18 protein-coding genes are annotated in these 18059 nt (G+C 60.1%); 8 read left to right on the top strand and 10 right to left on the bottom strand.

Annotation, left to right across the window (positions count from 1 at the left end):
• Genes SWE17_RS12195 through SWE17_RS12185 form a run of 3 tightly spaced genes read right to left on the bottom strand, consistent with a single transcriptional unit; the run spans position 1 to position 2422 of the window.
• Positions 1–510 carry a hypothetical protein gene (locus tag SWE17_RS12195; protein WP_322993361.1) on the bottom strand — a complete coding sequence of 170 codons (510 nt, stop codon included), beginning with the start codon at positions 508–510 and terminating at the stop codon, positions 1–3.
• A 12-nt stretch (positions 511–522) separates the two neighbouring features.
• Positions 523–1539 (bottom strand): AraC family transcriptional regulator, encoded by a 1017-nt coding sequence (locus tag SWE17_RS12190; RefSeq protein ID WP_322993360.1) that lies wholly within the window; start codon positions 1537–1539, stop codon positions 523–525.
• Positions 1540–1582: 43 nt separating this feature from the next.
• Positions 1583–2422: an oxidoreductase gene (locus SWE17_RS12185; RefSeq protein ID WP_322993359.1), complete on the bottom strand. Its 840-nt coding sequence runs from the start codon at positions 2420–2422 to the stop codon at positions 1583–1585.
• Positions 2423–2617: 195 nt separating this feature from the next.
• On the opposite strand from SWE17_RS12185, the gene SWE17_RS12180 reads away from it, so the two are divergent.
• The 3 genes from SWE17_RS12180 to SWE17_RS12170 all read left to right on the top strand — a co-directional run bounded on the left by SWE17_RS12180 (position 2618) and on the right by SWE17_RS12170 (position 4415).
• On the top strand, positions 2618–2965 hold the full coding sequence (locus SWE17_RS12180) for a CidA/LrgA family protein (protein ID WP_322993358.1): 348 nt from the start codon (positions 2618–2620) through the stop codon (positions 2963–2965).
• Positions 2962–3690, top strand: coding sequence for an LrgB family protein (locus tag SWE17_RS12175; RefSeq protein WP_322993357.1), 729 nt, complete (start codon positions 2962–2964; stop codon positions 3688–3690). Before SWE17_RS12180 ends, SWE17_RS12175 begins: the two co-directional genes overlap by 4 nt.
• 122 nt (positions 3691–3812) lie before the next feature.
• Positions 3813–4415, top strand: coding sequence for a lysophospholipid acyltransferase family protein (locus SWE17_RS12170; protein WP_322993356.1), 603 nt, complete (start codon positions 3813–3815; stop codon positions 4413–4415).
• A gap of 85 nt (positions 4416–4500) precedes the next feature.
• On the opposite strand, the gene SWE17_RS12165 is transcribed toward SWE17_RS12170, so the two are convergent.
• Together SWE17_RS12165 and xdhC are read right to left on the bottom strand one after the other, a co-directional pair.
• Complete coding sequence (locus tag SWE17_RS12165; protein WP_322993355.1) at positions 4501–5712, bottom strand: urate hydroxylase PuuD; 1212 nt, start codon at positions 5710–5712, stop codon at positions 4501–4503.
• Positions 5713–5864: 152 nt separating this feature from the next.
• The gene (gene xdhC / locus SWE17_RS12160) at positions 5865–6686 is read right to left on the bottom strand and encodes a xanthine dehydrogenase accessory protein XdhC (protein WP_322993354.1); all 822 of its coding nucleotides are present in this window, start codon (positions 6684–6686) and stop codon (positions 5865–5867) included.
• Between the two features lie 107 nt (positions 6687–6793).
• Here xdhC and SWE17_RS12155 point away from each other — a divergent pair, with 107 nt between their 5' ends.
• Entirely contained in the window at positions 6794–7330 is a 537-nt protein-coding gene (locus tag SWE17_RS12155; protein WP_322993353.1) for a hypothetical protein, read from the top strand.
• A gap of 29 nt (positions 7331–7359) precedes the next feature.
• Here SWE17_RS12155 and SWE17_RS12150 read toward each other — a convergent pair whose 3' ends face one another.
• From SWE17_RS12150 to uraH, 5 genes are all read right to left on the bottom strand, one after another.
• The gene (locus tag SWE17_RS12150) at positions 7360–8559 is read right to left on the bottom strand and encodes an MFS transporter (RefSeq protein WP_322993352.1); all 1200 of its coding nucleotides are present in this window, start codon (positions 8557–8559) and stop codon (positions 7360–7362) included.
• 28 nt (positions 8560–8587) lie between these two features.
• A complete protein-coding gene (locus SWE17_RS12145; protein WP_322993351.1) occupies positions 8588–8779 on the bottom strand; it encodes a hypothetical protein in 192 nt (63 codons plus the stop codon).
• 74 nt (positions 8780–8853) lie between these two features.
• Positions 8854–11214, bottom strand: coding sequence for a xanthine dehydrogenase molybdopterin binding subunit (gene xdhB / locus SWE17_RS12140; RefSeq protein ID WP_322993350.1), 2361 nt, complete (start codon positions 11212–11214; stop codon positions 8854–8856).
• Between the two features lie 64 nt (positions 11215–11278).
• Positions 11279–12742 (bottom strand): xanthine dehydrogenase small subunit, encoded by a 1464-nt coding sequence (gene xdhA / locus SWE17_RS12135; RefSeq protein ID WP_322993349.1) that lies wholly within the window; start codon positions 12740–12742, stop codon positions 11279–11281.
• A gap of 132 nt (positions 12743–12874) precedes the next feature.
• Complete coding sequence (uraH, locus tag SWE17_RS12130; RefSeq protein ID WP_019425501.1) at positions 12875–13228, bottom strand: hydroxyisourate hydrolase; 354 nt, start codon at positions 13226–13228, stop codon at positions 12875–12877.
• Between the two features lie 168 nt (positions 13229–13396).
• On the opposite strand from uraH, the gene SWE17_RS12125 reads away from it, so the two are divergent.
• The 4 genes from SWE17_RS12125 to SWE17_RS12110 are packed head-to-tail and all read left to right on the top strand — an operon-like array spanning position 13397 to position 18057.
• A complete protein-coding gene (locus tag SWE17_RS12125) occupies positions 13397–14062 on the top strand; it encodes a GntR family transcriptional regulator (RefSeq protein ID WP_205872531.1) in 666 nt (221 codons plus the stop codon).
• Positions 14063–14078: 16 nt separating this feature from the next.
• Entirely contained in the window at positions 14079–15029 is a 951-nt protein-coding gene (puuE, locus tag SWE17_RS12120) for an allantoinase PuuE (RefSeq protein WP_322993348.1), read from the top strand.
• A gap of 2 nt (positions 15030–15031) precedes the next feature.
• Positions 15032–16807 carry a 2-oxo-4-hydroxy-4-carboxy-5-ureidoimidazoline decarboxylase gene (uraD, locus tag SWE17_RS12115; RefSeq protein ID WP_322993347.1) on the top strand — a complete coding sequence of 592 codons (1776 nt, stop codon included), beginning with the start codon at positions 15032–15034 and terminating at the stop codon, positions 16805–16807.
• Positions 16804–18057, top strand: coding sequence for a M20 family metallopeptidase (locus SWE17_RS12110; RefSeq protein ID WP_322993346.1), 1254 nt, complete (start codon positions 16804–16806; stop codon positions 18055–18057). The genes uraD and SWE17_RS12110 overlap by 4 nt, the downstream gene beginning before the upstream one ends.
• The last annotated feature ends 2 nt before the right edge of the window (positions 18058–18059 follow it).

The following is an 18059-nucleotide window of genomic DNA, read 5'->3' as shown; positions in this document are numbered from 1 at the left end:
CTAGAGGGCCATGCCCGCCAGCGCCCTCAAGTAAGCCTCCCCACGCGCCTCGGCAAACAAGTCCAGCGCCAGCGTGAAGCCCGCCTGCACCACCAAGCCGATGCCGATTGCGGTGGCCGGGTCCCATTTGGAGAAGAACGCGATCAGGCAGGCCCCGAGCACGAGCAGGGCCAGCTCAACGGATTTGTACAGCTTGAAGTTGGCCATCACCGTTTCCATGCGCTCGGTTTCGGCTTGTTTGAACTCGGCTGGTGCACTCACGAGTTGCGTGCTGAGCTTGGCCAGTTGGGCATCGGTGCGCGCAAAAATGGTGACGCCCACCACCAGCTGCATCAGCGCCACCACCACCAAAGGCAGCGCCATCCAGCGCAGGCGGTGGCCGTGGGACCACAGCCAAACCGCCAGGCCTATGGCCATCAAGGCCGCCAGCATGAAAAGCACGCTTTCCTGCTTCTCCCCGACAAAATAATCCGTCATGTCCTTCACCATGTGCAGGTCTCCTGTGTTCATGTTCTGTGCCCCTCAATGCCACTGGGCGTCCATGCCCGCACGCCCCTGCCGATAGGCCGCAGGCGTGGTGCCGGTCCAGCTTCTGAACGCTCGGATGAAAGAGTTGCTTTCCTGAAAGCCCAGCAGCCACGAAATCTCGCCCGCTGAAATGTCGGTTCGGCGCAGGTAATGCTGCGCCAGGGCTTGCCGCACCTCGCTCAGCACTTCTTGAAACCCCACCGATTCTTCGGCCAGCTGCCGCTGCAAGGACCGCTTACTCACCGCCAAGCGCTGGGCCACCGCGTCGATGCTGCTGATGCCTGCGGGCAGCGTCTCCAGCAACACGGCCCTGACCCGCTCGCGCATGCTCGCTTGTGCATCGAGTTCAGACAGCCGCTGCTTCAGGCCCGGCTCAAAGGCCGTCCACATGGCCATGTTTTCCGTCAAAAAGGGGCGGTTTGCATCCTGCGCGGAAAAGTCAATTTGAATGTGTACTGCTGTGCCCAAATCGCAACCCAGATAGGCTTTGTATGCCAGCAGATCTTCTGGCAACTCGGGCACCGAAGCCCTTAAGGGCTCGATCCGCTCGCGCGTGGCCAAGCGGGCCAGTTGAGTGAAGAACACCAACTCCGACACCCCCAAGCTGCGGGGAATCGGCTCGTCGCTCCCGTAGCAGCTGAGCGTGACTTGCGTGCGGTCAGCGCGGATGTCGACCGCCATGTTCAAAGGCCCAATCAGGCGCTTGTATTGCGCCAGCCGCTGCAGTGCAGTGTTCAAGTCAGGGCTGCACAAGCAAGCGAACAGGGCCGGATCAAAGGCCTCTACCGACATGGCTTGCGCCAGCTTCAGGGCCAATTCGTCGCCGCCTGCGGCCAGCTCCAGTCCACGCCACAGGTCAAAGTACTGCGCAGGCGACAAGCTCGCGCCCGGGCGCACAAACAAGTCAGCCGGCAAACGTGCCAAGCTCAGCACATCAGCAGGGGCGTAACCCATATCCAAGATGAGGAGTTTCCAACCCATCTGCACGGCAAAGCGTGTGGCCTGTTTCACGGTAGGGTGCTTTCTGGCATGTTGGGAAGTTTCGAGGGTCGGACTACTTGGCTTGGCTCATGATGGCCATGTCAAAGATGCGGTCCCCGAAATACTTGCGGATGAACATCAGGGGCTTGGCCATTTTGCCGATGACGTAACGGGTTTTGGGTCGGCGTGAACGCACAGCCTGCAGTATGGCATCGGCCACCACCGATGGCGGCGAGGCGGCACCCGCTTTGGCATAGGTGCTGCGCATCGCCTTGGCCATGCCCTGCGCCATGACGTGGTAAGGGCCTTGGCCCGAACGCGCCAGCATGGGCTCGAGCATCACGCCACCCCATTCGGTGGCAATGACACCGGGCTCGATGATCACCACCTGAATGCCGAACGGCGCTAACTCGATGCGCAAGCAATCGCTCCAGCCTTCCACCGCGTGCTTGGTGGCGTGGTACCACGAGCCCAGCGGGGTGTACATCTTGCCGCCCATGGACGAGATGTTGATGACCTTGCCCGCCCCTTGGCGGCGCATGTGTGGCAGCGCCAATTGTGTGAGCCGCGCCATGCCAAACAGGTTGACTTCAAACTGGTAGCGGGCGTCAGCCAGGGTCGAATCTTCCATCGCGCCGTACATCCCAAAGCCCGCGTTGTTCACCAAGACATCGATGCCCCCGTGCCCCGCCGTGATGGTATTCACGGCCGCAACGATGTCGGCGTCTACAGAAATATCCATCTGCAGCGGTATCGCACCCAGGGCCCGCAGGTCTTCCATTTGCGACAAGCGACGGGCCGCGACGTAAACCACTAGGCCCTCTTGCAGCAGCCGCTTGGCCGTTTCTTTGCCCATGCCGGACGAAGCGCCGGTGACGAGGGCCACTTGTTTTGCGGGGGATGTAGATGCCATGAAAAACTCCGTTCGTGAATGTGTTTCGAATGGCGTGATGGTCGCCGTTGGGGCGCGAAGCGTCACCATCGGATCGCGCCAATGCACATGCCGAAGATGCCAAGTCTCTTGGCCGTCCTTCAAGGAACAAGTTGTTCGCTCAGGTCACAACTGTTAACACTGCGCAAGCCCAATTCGCTGTCCTACACTGAGGCCATGATCCAAGGTCTCGTTCAACTCTTCCTCTTTCAGGCCCTTGGAGAGCTGCTCTCCAAGTTCGCCCTGCCCTTCATCCCCGGGCCCGTGTTGGGTTTGGTGTTGTTGCTCGCTTTTCTGGGCTTGCGTGGTCATGTGCCCGCGTCCATGGACCTGGTGGGCAGCGGCATCTTGCAGCACTTGGGGCTCTTGTTCATCCCCGCATCGGTGGGCGTAGTGCTGTATTTGCCGGTGTTGCAGGCCAACGCCTGGGCCATCACGGCGGCGCTGGTACTGAGCGTGGTGGCCACGGTGGCGGTCACCGCCTTGGTGCTCAAACTGTTCGCCCAAAAGGACAGCCCGCCATGAACAACACCCTTCCGCCCATCTCCGACATTTGGGTTTACCTCTCGGGCAGCCCGCTGCTGGCCTTGGTGCTCACGCTCAGCGCATACCTGCTGGGCCTGACCTTGTACGAGCGCAGCCAGCGCAACCCACTGGCCAACCCGGTGCTGATTGCGGTGCTTGTGGTGTGCATGGGCATCAGCGTGATCGACATGCCCTATGCCCAATACTTTGAAGGCGCACAGTTTGTGCACTTTTTGCTGGGCACGGCCACGGTGTCGTTGGCCATCCCCATTTACAAAGGCTTTGCCTCGCTCAAGGGCCGAATGGGGGTGTTGCTGCTGTCGCTCATGGCGGGTGGCATCACCTCGGTGCTGACGGCCGTGGGGATGGCGCGGTGGCTGGGTGTGGACGAAGCGCTGGTGCGTGGCCTGGTCGCCAAGTCGGTCACCGCGCCGATTGCCATGGGCATTGCCGAGCGCGTGCAAGCCTCGCCCACCTTGACCGCCATCTTTGCGGTGAGCACCGGCATCTTGGGTGCGGTGTTAGGCCGCTATGTGCTGGACGCCCTGCGCGTGACGGCCTGGTGGCAACGCGGCTTTGCCTTGGGCGTGGCCGCACACGGCATTGGCACCTCACGCGCTTTCAGCGTGAACGCAGAGGCTGGGGCCTATGCCAGTTTGGGCATGGGGCTGCATGGCATCGCAGGGGCCATGCTGATCCCGTATGCGGTGGCCTGGTGGTTTTGACGGAGGTAGGCAGCAGCGCCATGGGGGTCAGTTCGGCACAATTGACCGCCATAATCGGTGTTCCCCGAGCCATGCACGCCCGTGTGTCGCCCTCGCCAACTTCTGATGACCGACCTTGCGCCATGCACCGCACCATTTTTGACACCCCGATCGTGAACACTGTCTTGAGAACAGGCTCTTTGGCGTTTCTCAAAGCCGCTGGCTGGAAGATCGAAGGCAGCTTGCCCCAGGGGGTGACCAAATGCGTGCTGATTGCTGCGCCCCACACCAGTAACTGGGATCTGCCCTACACCTTGATGGTGGCGTTTGCCTTGCGCCTGCAGATTTACTGGATGGGCAAGAGCAGCATCTTCTCGTTTCCGTTTGGCCCGGTCATGCGCTGGCTGGGCGGCATAGCGGTCAACCGCTCACAAGCCTCCAACCTGGTGGACTCTTGCGCACAAGAATTGGTCAATGCCGAAGGCGCCGTGCACTTGGTGGTACCGCCTGAAGGCACACGCAGCAAAACCCGCTATTGGAAAACCGGCTTTTATTACATCGCCTTGCAAGCGCAGGTGCCTATCGTCATGGCCTACATGGACTACTCGCGCAAGGCCAGTGGCTTGGGGCCTTTGTTCTACCCATCGGGGGACATCGAGAAGGACATGGTCGCCATCAAAGCGTTTTATGCGCCTTTCAAGGGCAAAAATGCAGACCAGTTTGAGACACCCCCTGAAAATCCATAGGTCTCTCACGCAATGGGCTAAGCACATCTAGCAACGGCTGTTAGACCGATGGCGTGGGGCAGCCGCTACCCCATCGCCCATTCACTCACTCGGTTTTGGCACCTGCCTGAAACCATCGACCGAACAAGGCACGGTCTTCCTCGGTCAATCCTGTGGCGTTTCCCATGGGCATTTGCTTGGTCACCACCACTTGTTGGTACATGTTTTGAGCGTTTTGCTTGATCAACTCAGGGCTGTCCAAGCGCACGTTCTTCATTTGCACCTGCGCACCATGGCATGACAGGCAGTGCGTCCCCACCAGGCTTTGCACTTGTGCAAAGCTCACGGGCAATGCAGGCGCGGCAGATGCCTTGGGAGGGGCGGGACGCAAGGCCACGATCACGCCCAAGATCATCACCACACCCACGGCCGCAAAGGGCCAAGGGTTGGCCGCACGGCCCAAGTGGTAGCCGTGGCGCTGCACAAAGAATTGACGAATCAAGGCACCGGCCAACATCATCACAAACAGGAGCACCCAGCGCTGTTCATGTGTGTACAAGAAGCTGTAGTGGTTGCTCAGCATCGCAAAGATGACGGGCAGCGTGAAGTAGGTGTTGTGCACGCTGCGCTGTTTGCCGCGCTTGCCGTGGATGGCCAAGGCGTTGGCGTCATACGTCTCACCGCTGGTCATGGCCGCCACCACTTTGCGTTGGCCGGGGATGATCCAGAAAAACACATTGGCGCTCATGGCGGTCGCGATCATCGCACCCACCAACAAGAAAGCGGCACGACCTGCAAACAGCTCATTGGCCAACCAAGAGCAAAAAGCCACCACCACAATCATCAGGCCCGCCACGATCAGCTCGCCATTTTTTCGGAAACCGAAGACGCGGCAAATGATGTCGTACACGAACCAGAATGCCACCAGCATGCCGACAGCGGCCGAACCGGCCATCACAGGCGTCCAGTCCATCAATGACTTGTCGATCAGGAAAGTCCCTGCGTTGTAGAGGTAGAGCACCGTGAACAGCGCAAATCCGCTCAGCCAAGTGGAATAGCTTTCCCAATAGAACCAATGCAACTTGGTGTGGATCTTTTTAGGGGCCACCATGTATTTTTGGGGGTTGTAAAAACCGCCGCCATGCACCGCCCACATGGCACCGCCCACGCCTTTTTCGAGCAAGTCAGGCGAATTGGGTTTTTGCAGGTTGTTGTCCAGAAAGACAAAGTAGAACGAGGAACCAATCCAGGCGATGGCGGTGATGACATGCACCCATCGCAGCAACAAATTGGCCCATTCCAGAAAATACGATTCCATGAAGGATTCTCCAACCTGCTCACCACCGCGGGCCCTGTGAGCGGGTATTCGGTCGCGAACATGAATCCGGAGATTCCTGCGCCGCTGCGACCAGTGCACCGAAGTGTATACAGTTTAAAGCTGCGATTCCAGTCTTCCCATCTCACTTTGGCCTAGGGGAAACGAGCATCTCCCGTTCCAAGCGTTTGCAAAAGTTGTGCCGCCACCGCAACGGCAATGACTTCAGGCTCTTTTCCCGTGATGCCTGGCACGCCAATCGGACAGGTGATGTGGCCGATCTCTCGGGCGGTGAACCCACGGTCTTCTAGGCGGTGCCGAAAGGTGGCCCATTTGGTCTTGCTGCCAATCAAGCCCACAAAAGGCAAATCACCCCACTCCTTTTGGCGCTTCAAGCACGCGATCACAATGTCCAAGTCCTCAGCATGGCTGAAGCTCATGATCAGCACCCGGCTGCCCGGCGCCAGATCGGCCACCGCAGCCTGTACCGGGTTGGAGTGTTCACAATCCACCCCGTCAGGCACGTCGGCAGGGAAAATTTCGTCGCGACTGTCCACCCAACGCACGGCAAAGGGCAAGGTGACCAGTGTTTGCACAAGGGCCTTACCCACATGCCCGCCCCCAAACAAGGCCAAGGGCGTGCGGGGGGGGGGCAACTGCATTCGCAGCCGAGGCAGGTCAGCAGCACTGATCTGCTCAAACACGAGGTCGACGGCACCACCGCAACATTGCCCCAAACTGGGCCCCAAGACCTGGCGCAAGTGGATTTGCTCAGTTTGCCCTTTCAAGAGGAGCCGAGCATGCGCCAGCGCTTGAAACTCCAGATGGCCACCACCGATCGTGCCCTGCTCGGCTTCGGCAAACACCACCATGTGCGTGCCGGGCCCTCGGGGCACAGAGCCCTGTGTGGCGCGCACAGTCACCAGCACCGCTTTGTCGGTGTTCAGCCTTTGAAGGGCTTGCTCAATCCAATTCACGCTTGTGTGTCCATTCAATGTTGAGGAATGCGGCCAGCTTGCTCATCTGGCCCTGACGATGCCACAATCCACCACAGCTCAGAGTATGCCAAGGACAAGGTCTCAACATGACGCCACGTTTGCCAACCATTCACAAATATGTCAACCCAAGTTGGTTGGCTCTGGGTTCCGCTGCTTTGGCTTTACTCAGTGGCTGCAGCACCCCACCACCGGCCCCCGTGACACCGCCACCAGCACCCGCGCCTGCACCCGTGACGCCTGCAGCCAAAATTCCCGAAAAAATCTTAGCCCCCTCGGGCCCTACATCGTTGGCCCGCAACAGCAAAGAGTACCGAAAGGACGCTGCCGGTCATTTGTACGGCATGCATGCGCACCGCATCTACAAAGGCCGCATGCCGCCCATGCTCGAAGCAGTGGGCGTCTTGAATGTGGACATAGACCAAAAAGGATCGGTCAAAGCGGTGAACTGGATGCGTGCACCCAAACATGTCCCCCACGTCATGGCAGAGATTGAGCGCATGGTCAAAGCCTCAGCCCCTTACCCTGTGCCCAAACACATGAGCCAGGTCACCTACACCGATGTGTGGCTGTGGCACAAAAGCGGCAAATTTCAGCTCGACACCCTGACAGAAGGTCAAGACTGAAGCGCTGGACCTGCCACCACCCAGCAGTTTCAAGCCGCCTGAACCTGCTCGTGTGCAGCACCGGGCAACAGGGTCAGAATCAGCGTGGTGGCCACTGAGAAGCCCGCCAGCAGCAAAAGAGAGCTGCTAAAGCCCATGGCCTTGACCACAGGCCCCAAAGCCCAAACCGACAAAGAACTGACCGCGAACGAAACGCCCAGGCGCATGCCCGAAACGCGGGAGCGCAAGCGGTCATCGACATAGCGGGCGATCATGAAATCGGTGAAGGGAATGGCCCCGAAGATGAACACCATCACCCCAATGAGCGCCGCAAACAACCACCAACCCTGCGCTTGAGAGGCCAGTAACAGCATGGGAATCTGCGCCATCACCATGAACATGAAAAAGCGCTTGAGTGGGAAACGGTTGATCAGATGCCCCACCACCACTTGGGCCACCGAAGCCACGGCGTAGACCAAGGCCAGTAGCAGGCCCAAAGCGGCCGGGTCTTCCATCACGCCCTGAAAGCGCTCGGCCAGCAAGGGGCCGTTGCCATTGGTTGTGAAATTGAACAACACGCTGCTGGTGATGGCAGCAGCCGTCATGACCACCAGCGCACGGGCCAGCAAGGGCGCAGGCAAACTCACCTTGGCCCCTCCCTTGCGCTTGGCGGGTGACGAGACCTCTTTCGGGCACGCGCGTGCGAAGACCCAACCGCAAAGCAACGCCGCCAGGCCCGGCAAAACAAAAGCCGCCCGCCAGCCTTGCCACTGGATCAAAAAGCCGGTGAGCAAAGCCGCCACGGCCACACCCAGGTTACCGGCCAGACCATTAAAACCAATGGTGGCACCCGGGTTGGACGAGCGCTCCAGCAACATGGGGATGCCCACCGGGTGGTAAATCGATGCGAACACGCCAATCAGCGTCAAGCATGCGGCCAACTGCCAAGGCGTTTGCGCGAAAGCCGTGAGAATGGAGGCCGCGCCAATGCCAAAGAAGAAGACCAGCATCATGCTCCGGCGACCCCATAAATCGCCCAAACGCCCGGCAGGCAAAGAGCCCAGACCAAACATGAAAAAAGCGCCAGCACCATAAGGCATGAGGTCTTGCCACTGGGCCAGGCCCATGTCGAGAGCGATGGTGCTGACTGCCGCTGCAAAAATCAGCAAGAACAAATGGTCCAGCGCATGCGCGATGTTGAGCAGGCCACGCACCATGCGAGGGTGATCCGCGTTCGCTTCAGATGCCATCACATTCCCCACGGCAATTGGGCATGAATCAGCCTTGCGCCTCATCACCCGGATGGTCAGCGGATTGATGCTCGGCAGAGGTATTGGCCGGCTTGGCTTGTGCCGTGGGCTCAGGCATGAAACACATCTTTTCCCCATCCCAGCGCTGGCCACACCAGCACAGGCCTTCGGCGTTGATGATGCAAGTGCCGGTGCCGCAGCACCGTGGATCGTCTGACATGGGCCTGCTCCTGAAACGTATTGAGTGATGGTTGCAGGATGCCTGAAATCGTTTCAGGCATCCCACATGGGACATCACATCCCTGCAGTGGCCTTGGCTTTTTCGCACGCCATCAGGATGCGCTCGGGCGTGGCCGGGGCGTCCATGTAGACCACGACTTTGTGGTCGGCGCTGGCGGCCACCGCATCGCGCAAGGCAAAGAAGGCCGACAGACCCAACATCAAAGGCGGCTCTCCCGTGGCTTTGCTGTTGAAAGGTGTGGGCTTGATGTTGGCGTTATCGAAGAATGACACCTTGAAGTGTTCAGGAATGTCGCCCGCCACCGGGATCTTGTAGGTACTCGGGCCATGCGTGAGCAGCTTGCCCTTTTTGTCCCAAATGCACTCTTCCATGGTGAGCCAGCCCATGCCTTGCACATAAGCGCCTTCGATCTGGCCTTTGTCGATCGCGGGGTTGATGCTGCGGCCCACGTCGTGCACGATGTCCACGGCTTTGAGCCACCACTCGCCTGTGCGGGTGTCGATTTCCACTTCGCTCACGGCCGCGCCGTAGCAGTAGTAATAGAACGCACGGCCATTCAGGGTGGCGAAGTCGTATTTGATTTCGGGCGTCATGTAGAAACCCGTGACCGACAAGCCCACACGTTCCATGTACGCCTGCTTGGTCACATCGGCCCACTTGACGGACTTGCCGCCGCCGTGCACTTCGTTGTTGGAAAAGGTCACATCGGCTTCGGTGCAAGCCAACATGCGGGCCGCCACGGGTTTGAGGCGCTCGCGCATTTGCGCAGTGGCGTTCATGATGGCCGCGCCGTTGATGTCGGCACCGCTCGAAGCGGAGGTGGCCGAAGCGTTGGGCACTTTTTGCGAATCGGTCGCGGTGATGCGCACATGGTCTACGCTGATGCCCAAGCCATCGGCACACACCTGCGCCATCTTAGTGTTCAGGCCTTGGCCCATTTCGGTGCCACCGTGGTTGCAGCTGACCGAGCCGTCCATGTAGACCACCAGCAATGCGCCGCCCTGGTTCAGGTGTGTGGCGGTAAAGCTGATGCCGAACTTGAGCGGCACGAGCGCCAAACCGCGCTTGCGGGTTTTGCTCTTGGCGTTGAAGGCATGTACCTGAGCGCGACGCTCGGCGTAGTTGGATTCCTGCTCCACCTGGTCGATCACCTTGTCACCCACCCAGTCTTCAATGAGCTGGTTGTATTGGGTGGTCATGGTGTCGGGCGAGCCGCTGATGGCCGGGTCTTTGTAGAGGTTGAGCTTGCGCACTTGCAGTGGGTCTTTGCCCAAAGTCATGGCGATTTCGTCCATCACCGTCTCGATGCCGAACATGCCTTGCGGGCCGCCAAAGCCGCGGAAAGCGGTCGCGCTTTGTGTGTTGGTTTTGCAGCGGTGGCTGACCAGTTTGAGCGCGGGCAGGTGATAAGTGTTGTCGATGTGCAAGCAAGCGCGGTCGTTCACAGGGCCGGAGTAGTCGGTGCTGTAACCGCAGCGCGACATGAGCGTGATGTTGGCGCCCAAAACGCGGCCGTTGTCGTCAAAGCCCACTTCGTAGTCGATGCGGAAATCGTGGCGCTTGCCAGTGATGGTCATGTCGTCGTCGCGGTTCACGCGCAGCTTGACGGGCTTTTGCAGCTTGTGCGCGGCCAAAGCAGCGCTTTGACTGAAGATGCTGGCATTGCCCTCCTTGCCACCAAAGCCGCCACCCATGCGGCGACAGATCACCTCCACATCGTTGGTGTGCAGGTTCAGGGCATGCGCGGCTTCGCGCTGGTTGCCGTCGGGGTGTTGGGTCGACACGTACAAGGTCAGCTGGCCGTCTTCTTTAGGCACGGCATAAGTGATCTGGCCTTCCAGATAGAACTGCTCTTGCTGGCCCGTGTTGGTGCTGCCTTTGATCTTGTGGGGCGCGTTGGCAATCGCCGCTGCGGCGTCACCACGCGTGATGCCTTTGGGCGGCATGATGAAACTGCTCGCGGCCATCGCATCTTCGATGGTCAAGATGGGCGTGAGTTCTTTCACCAGCACCTTGGCTTTTTTGGCGGCTTCGCGGGCGTAGAGCATTTCTCGCGCCACGACCACGGCCACGGCCTGGCCAATGAACTCGACCTTGCCTGCGGCCAGAAACGGGTCGTCGTGGATGATGGGGCCGCAATTGTTTTCGCCGGGGATGTCTTTGGCGGTGTAGACGGCGACGACGCCGTGCTCCTTGAGGATGGCTGCGCGGTCAATGCCGTCGCCAATCAACTCGCCATGCGCCACGGGCGACAAGATGAGCGCGGCATACAAAGTGCCCGCGTGTTCAGGGATGTCGTCGATGTAGGTGGCCGAGCCTGTGACGTGCAAGTGCGCGGACTCGTGAACGATGTCGGTGCCTTGCTGAACGCCCGAATCGGGCAACAGGTTTTTGATGGGGGTAGGAGCGTTCATTCTTGCCTCTGGAGTGAGGGGACAGAGCAAATTTGCTGCGCAAATATTGGTCTATCCCCTGGTTTTAAGATTGTTCTTCAACGAATTCGAGCACCAGGTTGCGGGCGACCAAGGCGCGGTAGGCCCAAGTGGCACGCAAGCCGTCGCGTGCTGTGAAGCTGGTTGCAATCGCGGCGTCCAGATCGGTCGATTTCACATCGGCAGGCGCACGGCCTTCCAGCACGGCTTCGAGCTTGGGCGCACGGCAAGGCGATGGGGCCAGGCCGTTGTAGGCCAGCTTCACGCCAGAGAGCTTGCCGCCTTGCAGCGTGTAGCTGATGGCCGCGCAGGTTGCCGAAATGTCTTGTTCAAAACGCTTGCTCACCTTGTGGGCGCGGAACACCTGGCCGGCCACAGGCTTGGGCAGCTCAATGGCTTCGATGAACTCACCGGGTTCCATCACATTTTTCTTCATGCCCGTATAGAAGTTGTCCATCAACACCTTACGGGTCTTGTCGCCCCGGCGCAGCACCAAGCTGGCACCCAAAGCCATCAGGCAAGGCATGGTGTCACCAATCGGCGAGCCGTTGGCGATGTTGCCTGCCAGCGTGGCTGTCGAGCGGATGGGGGGCGAACCAAAGCGGCGCAGCACTTCGGTGAAGTCAGGGTAAGCCTGGGCCACCAGCGCTTCGACTTGCGTGAGCGACACGGCTGCGCCAATGCGCCAGGCGCTGGCGGTCTCGGTCACTTGGCGCAGCTCTTTGACGTTGCCCAAATACATGATGTGATCTGGGCGCGAGAACTGCTTGTTCACCTGCAGACCAATTTCAGTACTGCCTGCCAAGAGCGTGGTGGTGGGGTTCTTGACCAGGTAGTCGGCCACTTCAGCGAGAGTCGCGGGCGAGACGAATTCATTGCCTTTGCGGGTGCGCACCACGGGCTGCACGATGATGTCGCCGTCCAAGCTCAGCGTGGGCACTTTGGCGCGTTGGATTTCTTTGAGCAGGGGCACATCGGCGCTGTCGTCAAGCTTGAGCGCCTCGGGCTTGGCACAAGCCTTGGTTGCCGAATCGATGATCGGCTTGTAACCGGTGCAGCGGCAAAGGTTGCCGCTCAGGGAATCTGTGATCTGCTGGCGGTTGGGCATGGGCAAAACCTGCACCAGGTTCACCAGACTCATCACGATGCCGGGCGTGCAAAAGCCGCACTGCGAACCATGGCACTTGATCATCTCTTCCTGCACCGGGTGCAGCGTGCCGTCGGCTTTTTTCAGGCTCTCGACGGTTTTGACAGATTTACCATCCAGCGAAGGCAACAATTGAATACAAGCATTGGTGGCCACATAGTCCACGCCCGTGCCTGCGGCGTTGAGCTCACCCACCATCACCACACAAGCGCCGCAATCGCCTTCAGCGCAACCCTCTTTGGTGCCGGTGCGGTGCATTTGCTCACGCAAATAGTCCAGAACGGTGGTGGTGCGGCGCTCGCCTTGGGCTTCGACGATGCGGCCGTCGAGCACAAAGCGCACGGTGTTGGTGACTTGGGTCATGGTTGGGGGGAATCGGTATGTGAACGTGAAGACCCCGATTTTAAGGAGCCAGGGCCTTCCTTGGGCAGCTTTTCGTCAGATTAATTGGGATCTGACCCCAATTCAATCAATTGGGGTCAGATCCCAATTGTCTTAAGAGCCGCGGTAGGTGGAGTAACTCCAAGGGCTTGCCAGCAGGGGCACGTGGTAGTGCTGGTCTTCATGTGCAACCCCAAAGTCCAGAGACACGCGGTTCAGAAAGTTGGGCTCAGGCAGCTCGACGCCTTTGGCTTTGAAGTAGTCGCTCACATTGAAGACCAAACGGTAGGTGCCTTTGCGCAGGCTGGCGTGGTCATACAGCATGCCATCGGGGTTGCGCCCGTCGTGGTTCAGGGTGAAGCTTTTGACCAAAGTGGCCTGATCGCCTTGGGTGGTGTACAGGGCCACCTGCATGCCCGCAGCGGGGCAGCCGTGCATGGTGTCCAAAACGTGTGTGCTCAATCCCATGGTGTGCTCGCTTGTCTAGAGTGGGGGTGAAAAAGGGTGGTTTTGGCAAGGCTTTCAAAAGCCCTTTAAACCGGTCGACCGAAGTGTATACAATTTTGCTTTCGGCGGCTATGATTTGCGCCAACGGCCCCAAAACAAAGGGCACACCAGCCTGAGAAACTGCGAGACATGGAAACTTCCACCACGCACCACATCGTCGAATCACTGACCCGCGCCATTGTGGAGCACCGGCTCTTGCCCGGCTCCAAACTGGCCGAGCAAAAGCTGGCCGACCACTTTGGCGTATCGCGCACATTGGTGCGCCAAGCGCTGTTTCAGTTGTCGCAAAACCGTTTGATCCGCCTGGAGCCCGCACGCGGCGCGTTTGTGGCAGCACCATCGGTCGAAGAAGCCCAGCAGGTGTTTGCCGTGCGCCGCATGTTGGAGGCTGAAATGACCCGCGCCTTTGTGCAGCAGGTCACGCCCGAACAAATCGTGGCCCTCAAGGAACACATCCAACAAGAGCGCGAAGCTGTGACGCAGGGCGACATCACGGGCCGGACCGAGTTGCTGGGCGACTTCCACGTGCGTATGGCCGAGTTGATGAATAACGACGTGCTGGCCCAGGTGCTGGGCGAGTTGATTTCGCGCTGCGCCTTGATCACGCTGATGTACCAGTCGCGCAACGAGGCCGAGCACTCCACCGACGAGCATGTGGCCATCGTGGCCGCCCTCGAAGCGCATGACGCTGACTTGGCCGTGCGCCTGATGCATGAACACCTGCTGCACGTCGAAGCCAGCCTGACCTTTGACCGCAAAGTGCCCACCCACGACATTTCCCTGGCCCTTGCCTGAGCCCTTAGACACGACCATGAGCACTTACGACTCCACCCTCCCCTACCCCCGCGACCTCAAAGGTTACGGACGCCATGTGCCACACGCCCAGTGGCCAGGTGGCGCACGCGTGGCAGTTCAATTTGTCTTGAACTACGAAGAAGGCGGCGAAAACTCGGTGTTGCACGGCGATGCGGGTTCCGAGCAGTTTTTGTCTGAAATGTTCAACCCCGCTTCCTTCCCTGAGCGGCACATCAGCATGGAAGGCATTTACGAATACGGCTCGCGTGCCGGCGTTTGGCGCATCCTGCGCGAGTTTGAAAAGCGTGGCCTGCCGCTCACCGTGTTTGGCGTAGCCACCGCGCTGCAAAAGCACCCCGAATTGACCGCCGCCTTCAAAGAACTGGGCTACGACATCGCCTGCCATGGCCTCAAGTGGATCCATTACCAAAATATCGATGAAGCCACCGAACGCGCCCACATGGCCGAGGCGATGGAGATCATTCAGAAGTTGACCGGTGAACGCCCTCTGGGCTGGTACACCGGGCGCGACAGCCCCAACACGCGCCGCCTGGTGGCCGACTTTGGCGGCTTTGAATACGACAGCGACTACTACGGCGACGACCTGCCGTTCTGGATGAAGGTGCGAAAGTCAGACGGCACCGACGCGCCCCAGCTCATCGTGCCCTACACGCTGGACTGCAACGACATGCGCTTTGCGCTGCCCCAGGGCTATTCACACGCCGACCCGTTCTTTCAGTACATGAAGGACACCTTTGACGCGCTGTATGCCGAAGGTGACCCGAGCGGCGACAACGCCCCCAAGATGATGAGCATCGGCATGCACTGCCGCTTGCTGGGACGCCCGGGCCGCATCACCGCCCTGCAACGCTTTTTGGACCACATCCAGTCCCACGACAAGGTCTGGGTGGCGCGGCGCATCGACATCGCGCGGCATTGGAAAGCCACATACCCCTACAAGGATTGAACATGGCCCTGACCCTCGACCAACTTAACCAAGCATCCGCTGCAGAAGCCGCGCAGATGCTCGACGGCCTGTACGAGCACTCACCCTGGATCGCCGAGCAGGCTTTGGCTCAACGCCCCTTCACATCGCTGGCGCACCTCAAACACGCCATGTGCGAAGTGCTGGCACACGCTGGGCGCGACGCGCAGCTGGGCCTGATCCGCGCCCACCCGGAGTTGGCAGGCAAGGCCATGGTCAGCAAGTCGCTCACGGCAGAGTCGACCAACGAACAAACCAAGGCGGGCTTGACCGACTGCACGCCCGAAGAGTTCGCCAAGATCCAAAAGCTCAACGCCGATTACAACGCCAAGTTCGGCTGGCCCTTCATCTTAGCCGTGCGCGGTCCACGGGGTGTGGGTTTGAGTAAAAAACAGATCATCGAGGCGTTTGAGCGACGCCTGTTCGGTCACCCCGACTTTGAGTTGGCCGAGTGTCTGCGCAACATCCACCGCATCGTCGAGATCCGCCTGAACGACAAGTTTGGCGTGGAGCCCACGCTGGGCCACCAGGTCTGGGACTGGCAAGAAAAGCTGGCGCAACACTCGGACCCTGGTTTTGCCGAAGCAGGCCAGCTGACAGTGACTTACCTCACCGATGCGCACCGCGCCTGCGCCCAGCGCATCACACAAAACATGCGTGACTGTGGTTTTGACGAGGTCTACACCGACGCCGTGGGCAACGTGGTGGGCCGCTACCACCCGGCCACCGCAGGCGGTAAATACCTCATGACGGGCAGCCACTACGACACCGTGCGCAACGGCGGCAAGTACGACGGGCGCTTGGGCATCTTTGTGCCCATGGCTTGTGTGCAGCAGCTGCACCAACAGAGCAAACGCTTGCCCTTTGGTATTGAAGTTGTGGCATTTGCCGAAGAAGAAGGCCAACGCTACAAAGCCACCTTCCTCGGTTCAGGAGCGCTCATTGGCCAGTTCAACCCCGCTTGGCTGGAGCAGCAAGATGCCGATGGCATCACCATGCGTGCAGCCATGCAGCATGCGGGCCTGTGCATCGACGACATCCCCAAAATCCAGCGCGACCCAGCGCAGTATCTCGGCTTTATCGAAGTGCACATCGAGCAAGGCCCGGTGCTCAATGAAGTCAACATCCCGCTGGGCGTGGTCACCTCCATCAATGGCAGCGTGCGCTACCTGTGCGAGGTCTTCGGCACGGCCAGCCATGCGGGCACCACCCCCATGGACCGCCGCCGCGACGCCGCTTGTGCTGTGGCCGAACTGGCGCTCTACATGGAGCAACGCGCCACCCAAGACGGCGACAGTGTGGCCACCATTGGCCAGCTGCAAGTGCCCAACGGCTCGATCAATGTGGTGCCCGGGCGCTGCACCTTCAGCCTGGACATGCGAGCCCCCACCGATGCACAGCGTGACGCACTGGTGGCCGACGTGATGAGCCAACTTGACCAAATTGCCGAGCGCCGAGGTGTGCGCGTCAAAGCCGAGCTGACCATGAGCGCCGCCGCTGCGCCCAGCGCCCCCGAGTGGCAAGCACGCTGGGAACGCGCCGTGAGCGCCTTGGGCGTGCCGCTGTTCAAGTTGCCCAGCGGCGCAGGCCACGACGCGATGAAGCTGCACGAAGTCATGCCACAAGCCATGCTGTTTGTGCGCGGCGAAAACGGGGGCATCAGCCACAACCCACGCGAATCGACCACCAGCGACGACATGCAACTGTGCGTCGACGCCTTCACCCATGTTTTGAACCAACTCTCTCAGGAACTGCCATGAGCGCTACCGAAACTCAATACCAACAACTCGACGCTTGGATCGACGCGCACTTCGACGAACAGGTCAAGTTCTTGCAGGCCCTGGTGCAAGTGCCGACCGACACGCCTCCGGGCAACAACGCGCCACACGCCGAGCGCACCGCCGAGTTGCTCGCGCCCATGGGCTTTGACGCAGAAAAGCACCCTGTGCCCGCCTTCGAAGTCAACGCCTATGGTCTGGAGTCGATCACCAACCTGATCGTGCGCCGCAAATACGGCGAAGGCAAAACCATCGCCCTGAACGCCCACGGCGACGTGGTGCCTCCCGGCGAAGGCTGGACACACCCACCCTACGGCGGCGAAATCCACAACGGCGCGATGTACGGCCGCGCCACCGCCGTGAGCAAGTGCGACTTTTCGACATTCACCTTTGCCACGCGTGCGTTGGAGTCCTTGAACGCACCCCTCAAAGGCGGTGTTGAACTGCACTTCACCTACGACGAAGAATTTGGCGGCGAAATGGGCCCCGGCTGGTTGCTGGCCAAGGGCCTGACCAAGCCTGATCTGATGATCGCGGCAGGCTTCAGCTACCAGGTCGTCACCGCGCACAACGGCTGCCTGCAAATGGAAGTCACCGTGCAAGGCGAGATGTCGCACGCCGCCATCCCCGACAGCGGCACCGACGCGCTGCAAGGCGCGGTGCACATCCTGAATGCCCTGCTCGCGCTCAACACGCAATACCTGAAGGTCACGTCCAAGGTCGAGGGCATCACCCACCCGTATTTGAACGTGGGCCTGATCGAAGGCGGCACCAACACCAACGTGGTGCCCGGCAAAGTCAGCTTCAAGCTTGACCGCCGCATGATCCCCGAAGAGAACCCGGCCGAAGTGGAAGCCAGCATCCGCCAAACCATTGCCGACGCCGCTGCCAGCTTCAAGCCCCCACGCGGTGGCCATGTGCTGAAAGTGGATGTGCGCCGCATGCTGCTGGCCAACGCCATGAAACCACTGGCGGGCAACCAACCGCTGGTCAGCGCCATTCAGAAACACGGTGAACAAGTTTTCGGCGAAGCCATCCCTGCCCTGGGCACGCCGCTGTACACCGACGTGCGCCTGTACGTGGAGCGCGGCATCCCCGGCGTGATCTACGGCGCAGGCCCCCGCACCGTGCTCGAGTCCAACGCCAAACGTGCCGACGAGCATGTGCAGTTGGAAGACCTGCGCCGGGCCACCAAAGTTGTGGCGCGGACCTTGCTGGATTTGCTGGCCTGAAC

The organism is Limnohabitans sp. (assembly GCF_034680285.1).
Lineage (GTDB): Bacteria > Pseudomonadota > Gammaproteobacteria > Burkholderiales > Burkholderiaceae_C > Limnohabitans_A.
This window is presented reverse-complemented; position numbering and strand designations above follow the sequence as displayed.

What these genes read in the sequence shown, in the direction of transcription:
- SWE17_RS12170 (WP_322993356.1), top strand. Translation starts at nt 3,813, where the DNA reads ATGCACCGCACCATTTTTGACACCCCGATCGTGAACACTGTCTTGAGA.
- puuE (WP_322993348.1), top strand. Translation starts at nt 14,079, where the DNA reads ATGAGCACTTACGACTCCACCCTCCCCTACCCCCGCGACCTCAAAGGT.
- SWE17_RS12185 (WP_322993359.1), bottom strand. Translation starts at nt 2,422, where the DNA reads ATGGCATCTACATCCCCCGCAAAACAAGTGGCCCTCGTCACCGGCGCT.
- SWE17_RS12110 (WP_322993346.1), top strand. Translation starts at nt 16,804, where the DNA reads ATGAGCGCTACCGAAACTCAATACCAACAACTCGACGCTTGGATCGAC.
- xdhA (WP_322993349.1), bottom strand. Translation starts at nt 12,742, where the DNA reads ATGACCCAAGTCACCAACACCGTGCGCTTTGTGCTCGACGGCCGCATC.
- SWE17_RS12150 (WP_322993352.1), bottom strand. Translation starts at nt 8,559, where the DNA reads ATGGCATCTGAAGCGAACGCGGATCACCCTCGCATGGTGCGTGGCCTG.
- xdhB (WP_322993350.1), bottom strand. Translation starts at nt 11,214, where the DNA reads ATGAACGCTCCTACCCCCATCAAAAACCTGTTGCCCGATTCGGGCGTT.
- uraH (WP_019425501.1), bottom strand. Translation starts at nt 13,228, where the DNA reads ATGGGATTGAGCACACACGTTTTGGACACCATGCACGGCTGCCCCGCT.
- SWE17_RS12180 (WP_322993358.1), top strand. Translation starts at nt 2,618, where the DNA reads ATGATCCAAGGTCTCGTTCAACTCTTCCTCTTTCAGGCCCTTGGAGAG.
- SWE17_RS12165 (WP_322993355.1), bottom strand. Translation starts at nt 5,712, where the DNA reads ATGGAATCGTATTTTCTGGAATGGGCCAATTTGTTGCTGCGATGGGTG.
- SWE17_RS12145 (WP_322993351.1), bottom strand. Translation starts at nt 8,779, where the DNA reads ATGTCAGACGATCCACGGTGCTGCGGCACCGGCACTTGCATCATCAAC.
- SWE17_RS12195 (WP_322993361.1), bottom strand. Translation starts at nt 510, where the DNA reads ATGAACACAGGAGACCTGCACATGGTGAAGGACATGACGGATTATTTT.
- SWE17_RS12125 (WP_205872531.1), top strand. Translation starts at nt 13,397, where the DNA reads ATGGAAACTTCCACCACGCACCACATCGTCGAATCACTGACCCGCGCC.
- SWE17_RS12175 (WP_322993357.1), top strand. Translation starts at nt 2,962, where the DNA reads ATGAACAACACCCTTCCGCCCATCTCCGACATTTGGGTTTACCTCTCG.
- uraD (WP_322993347.1), top strand. Translation starts at nt 15,032, where the DNA reads ATGGCCCTGACCCTCGACCAACTTAACCAAGCATCCGCTGCAGAAGCC.
- SWE17_RS12155 (WP_322993353.1), top strand. Translation starts at nt 6,794, where the DNA reads ATGACGCCACGTTTGCCAACCATTCACAAATATGTCAACCCAAGTTGG.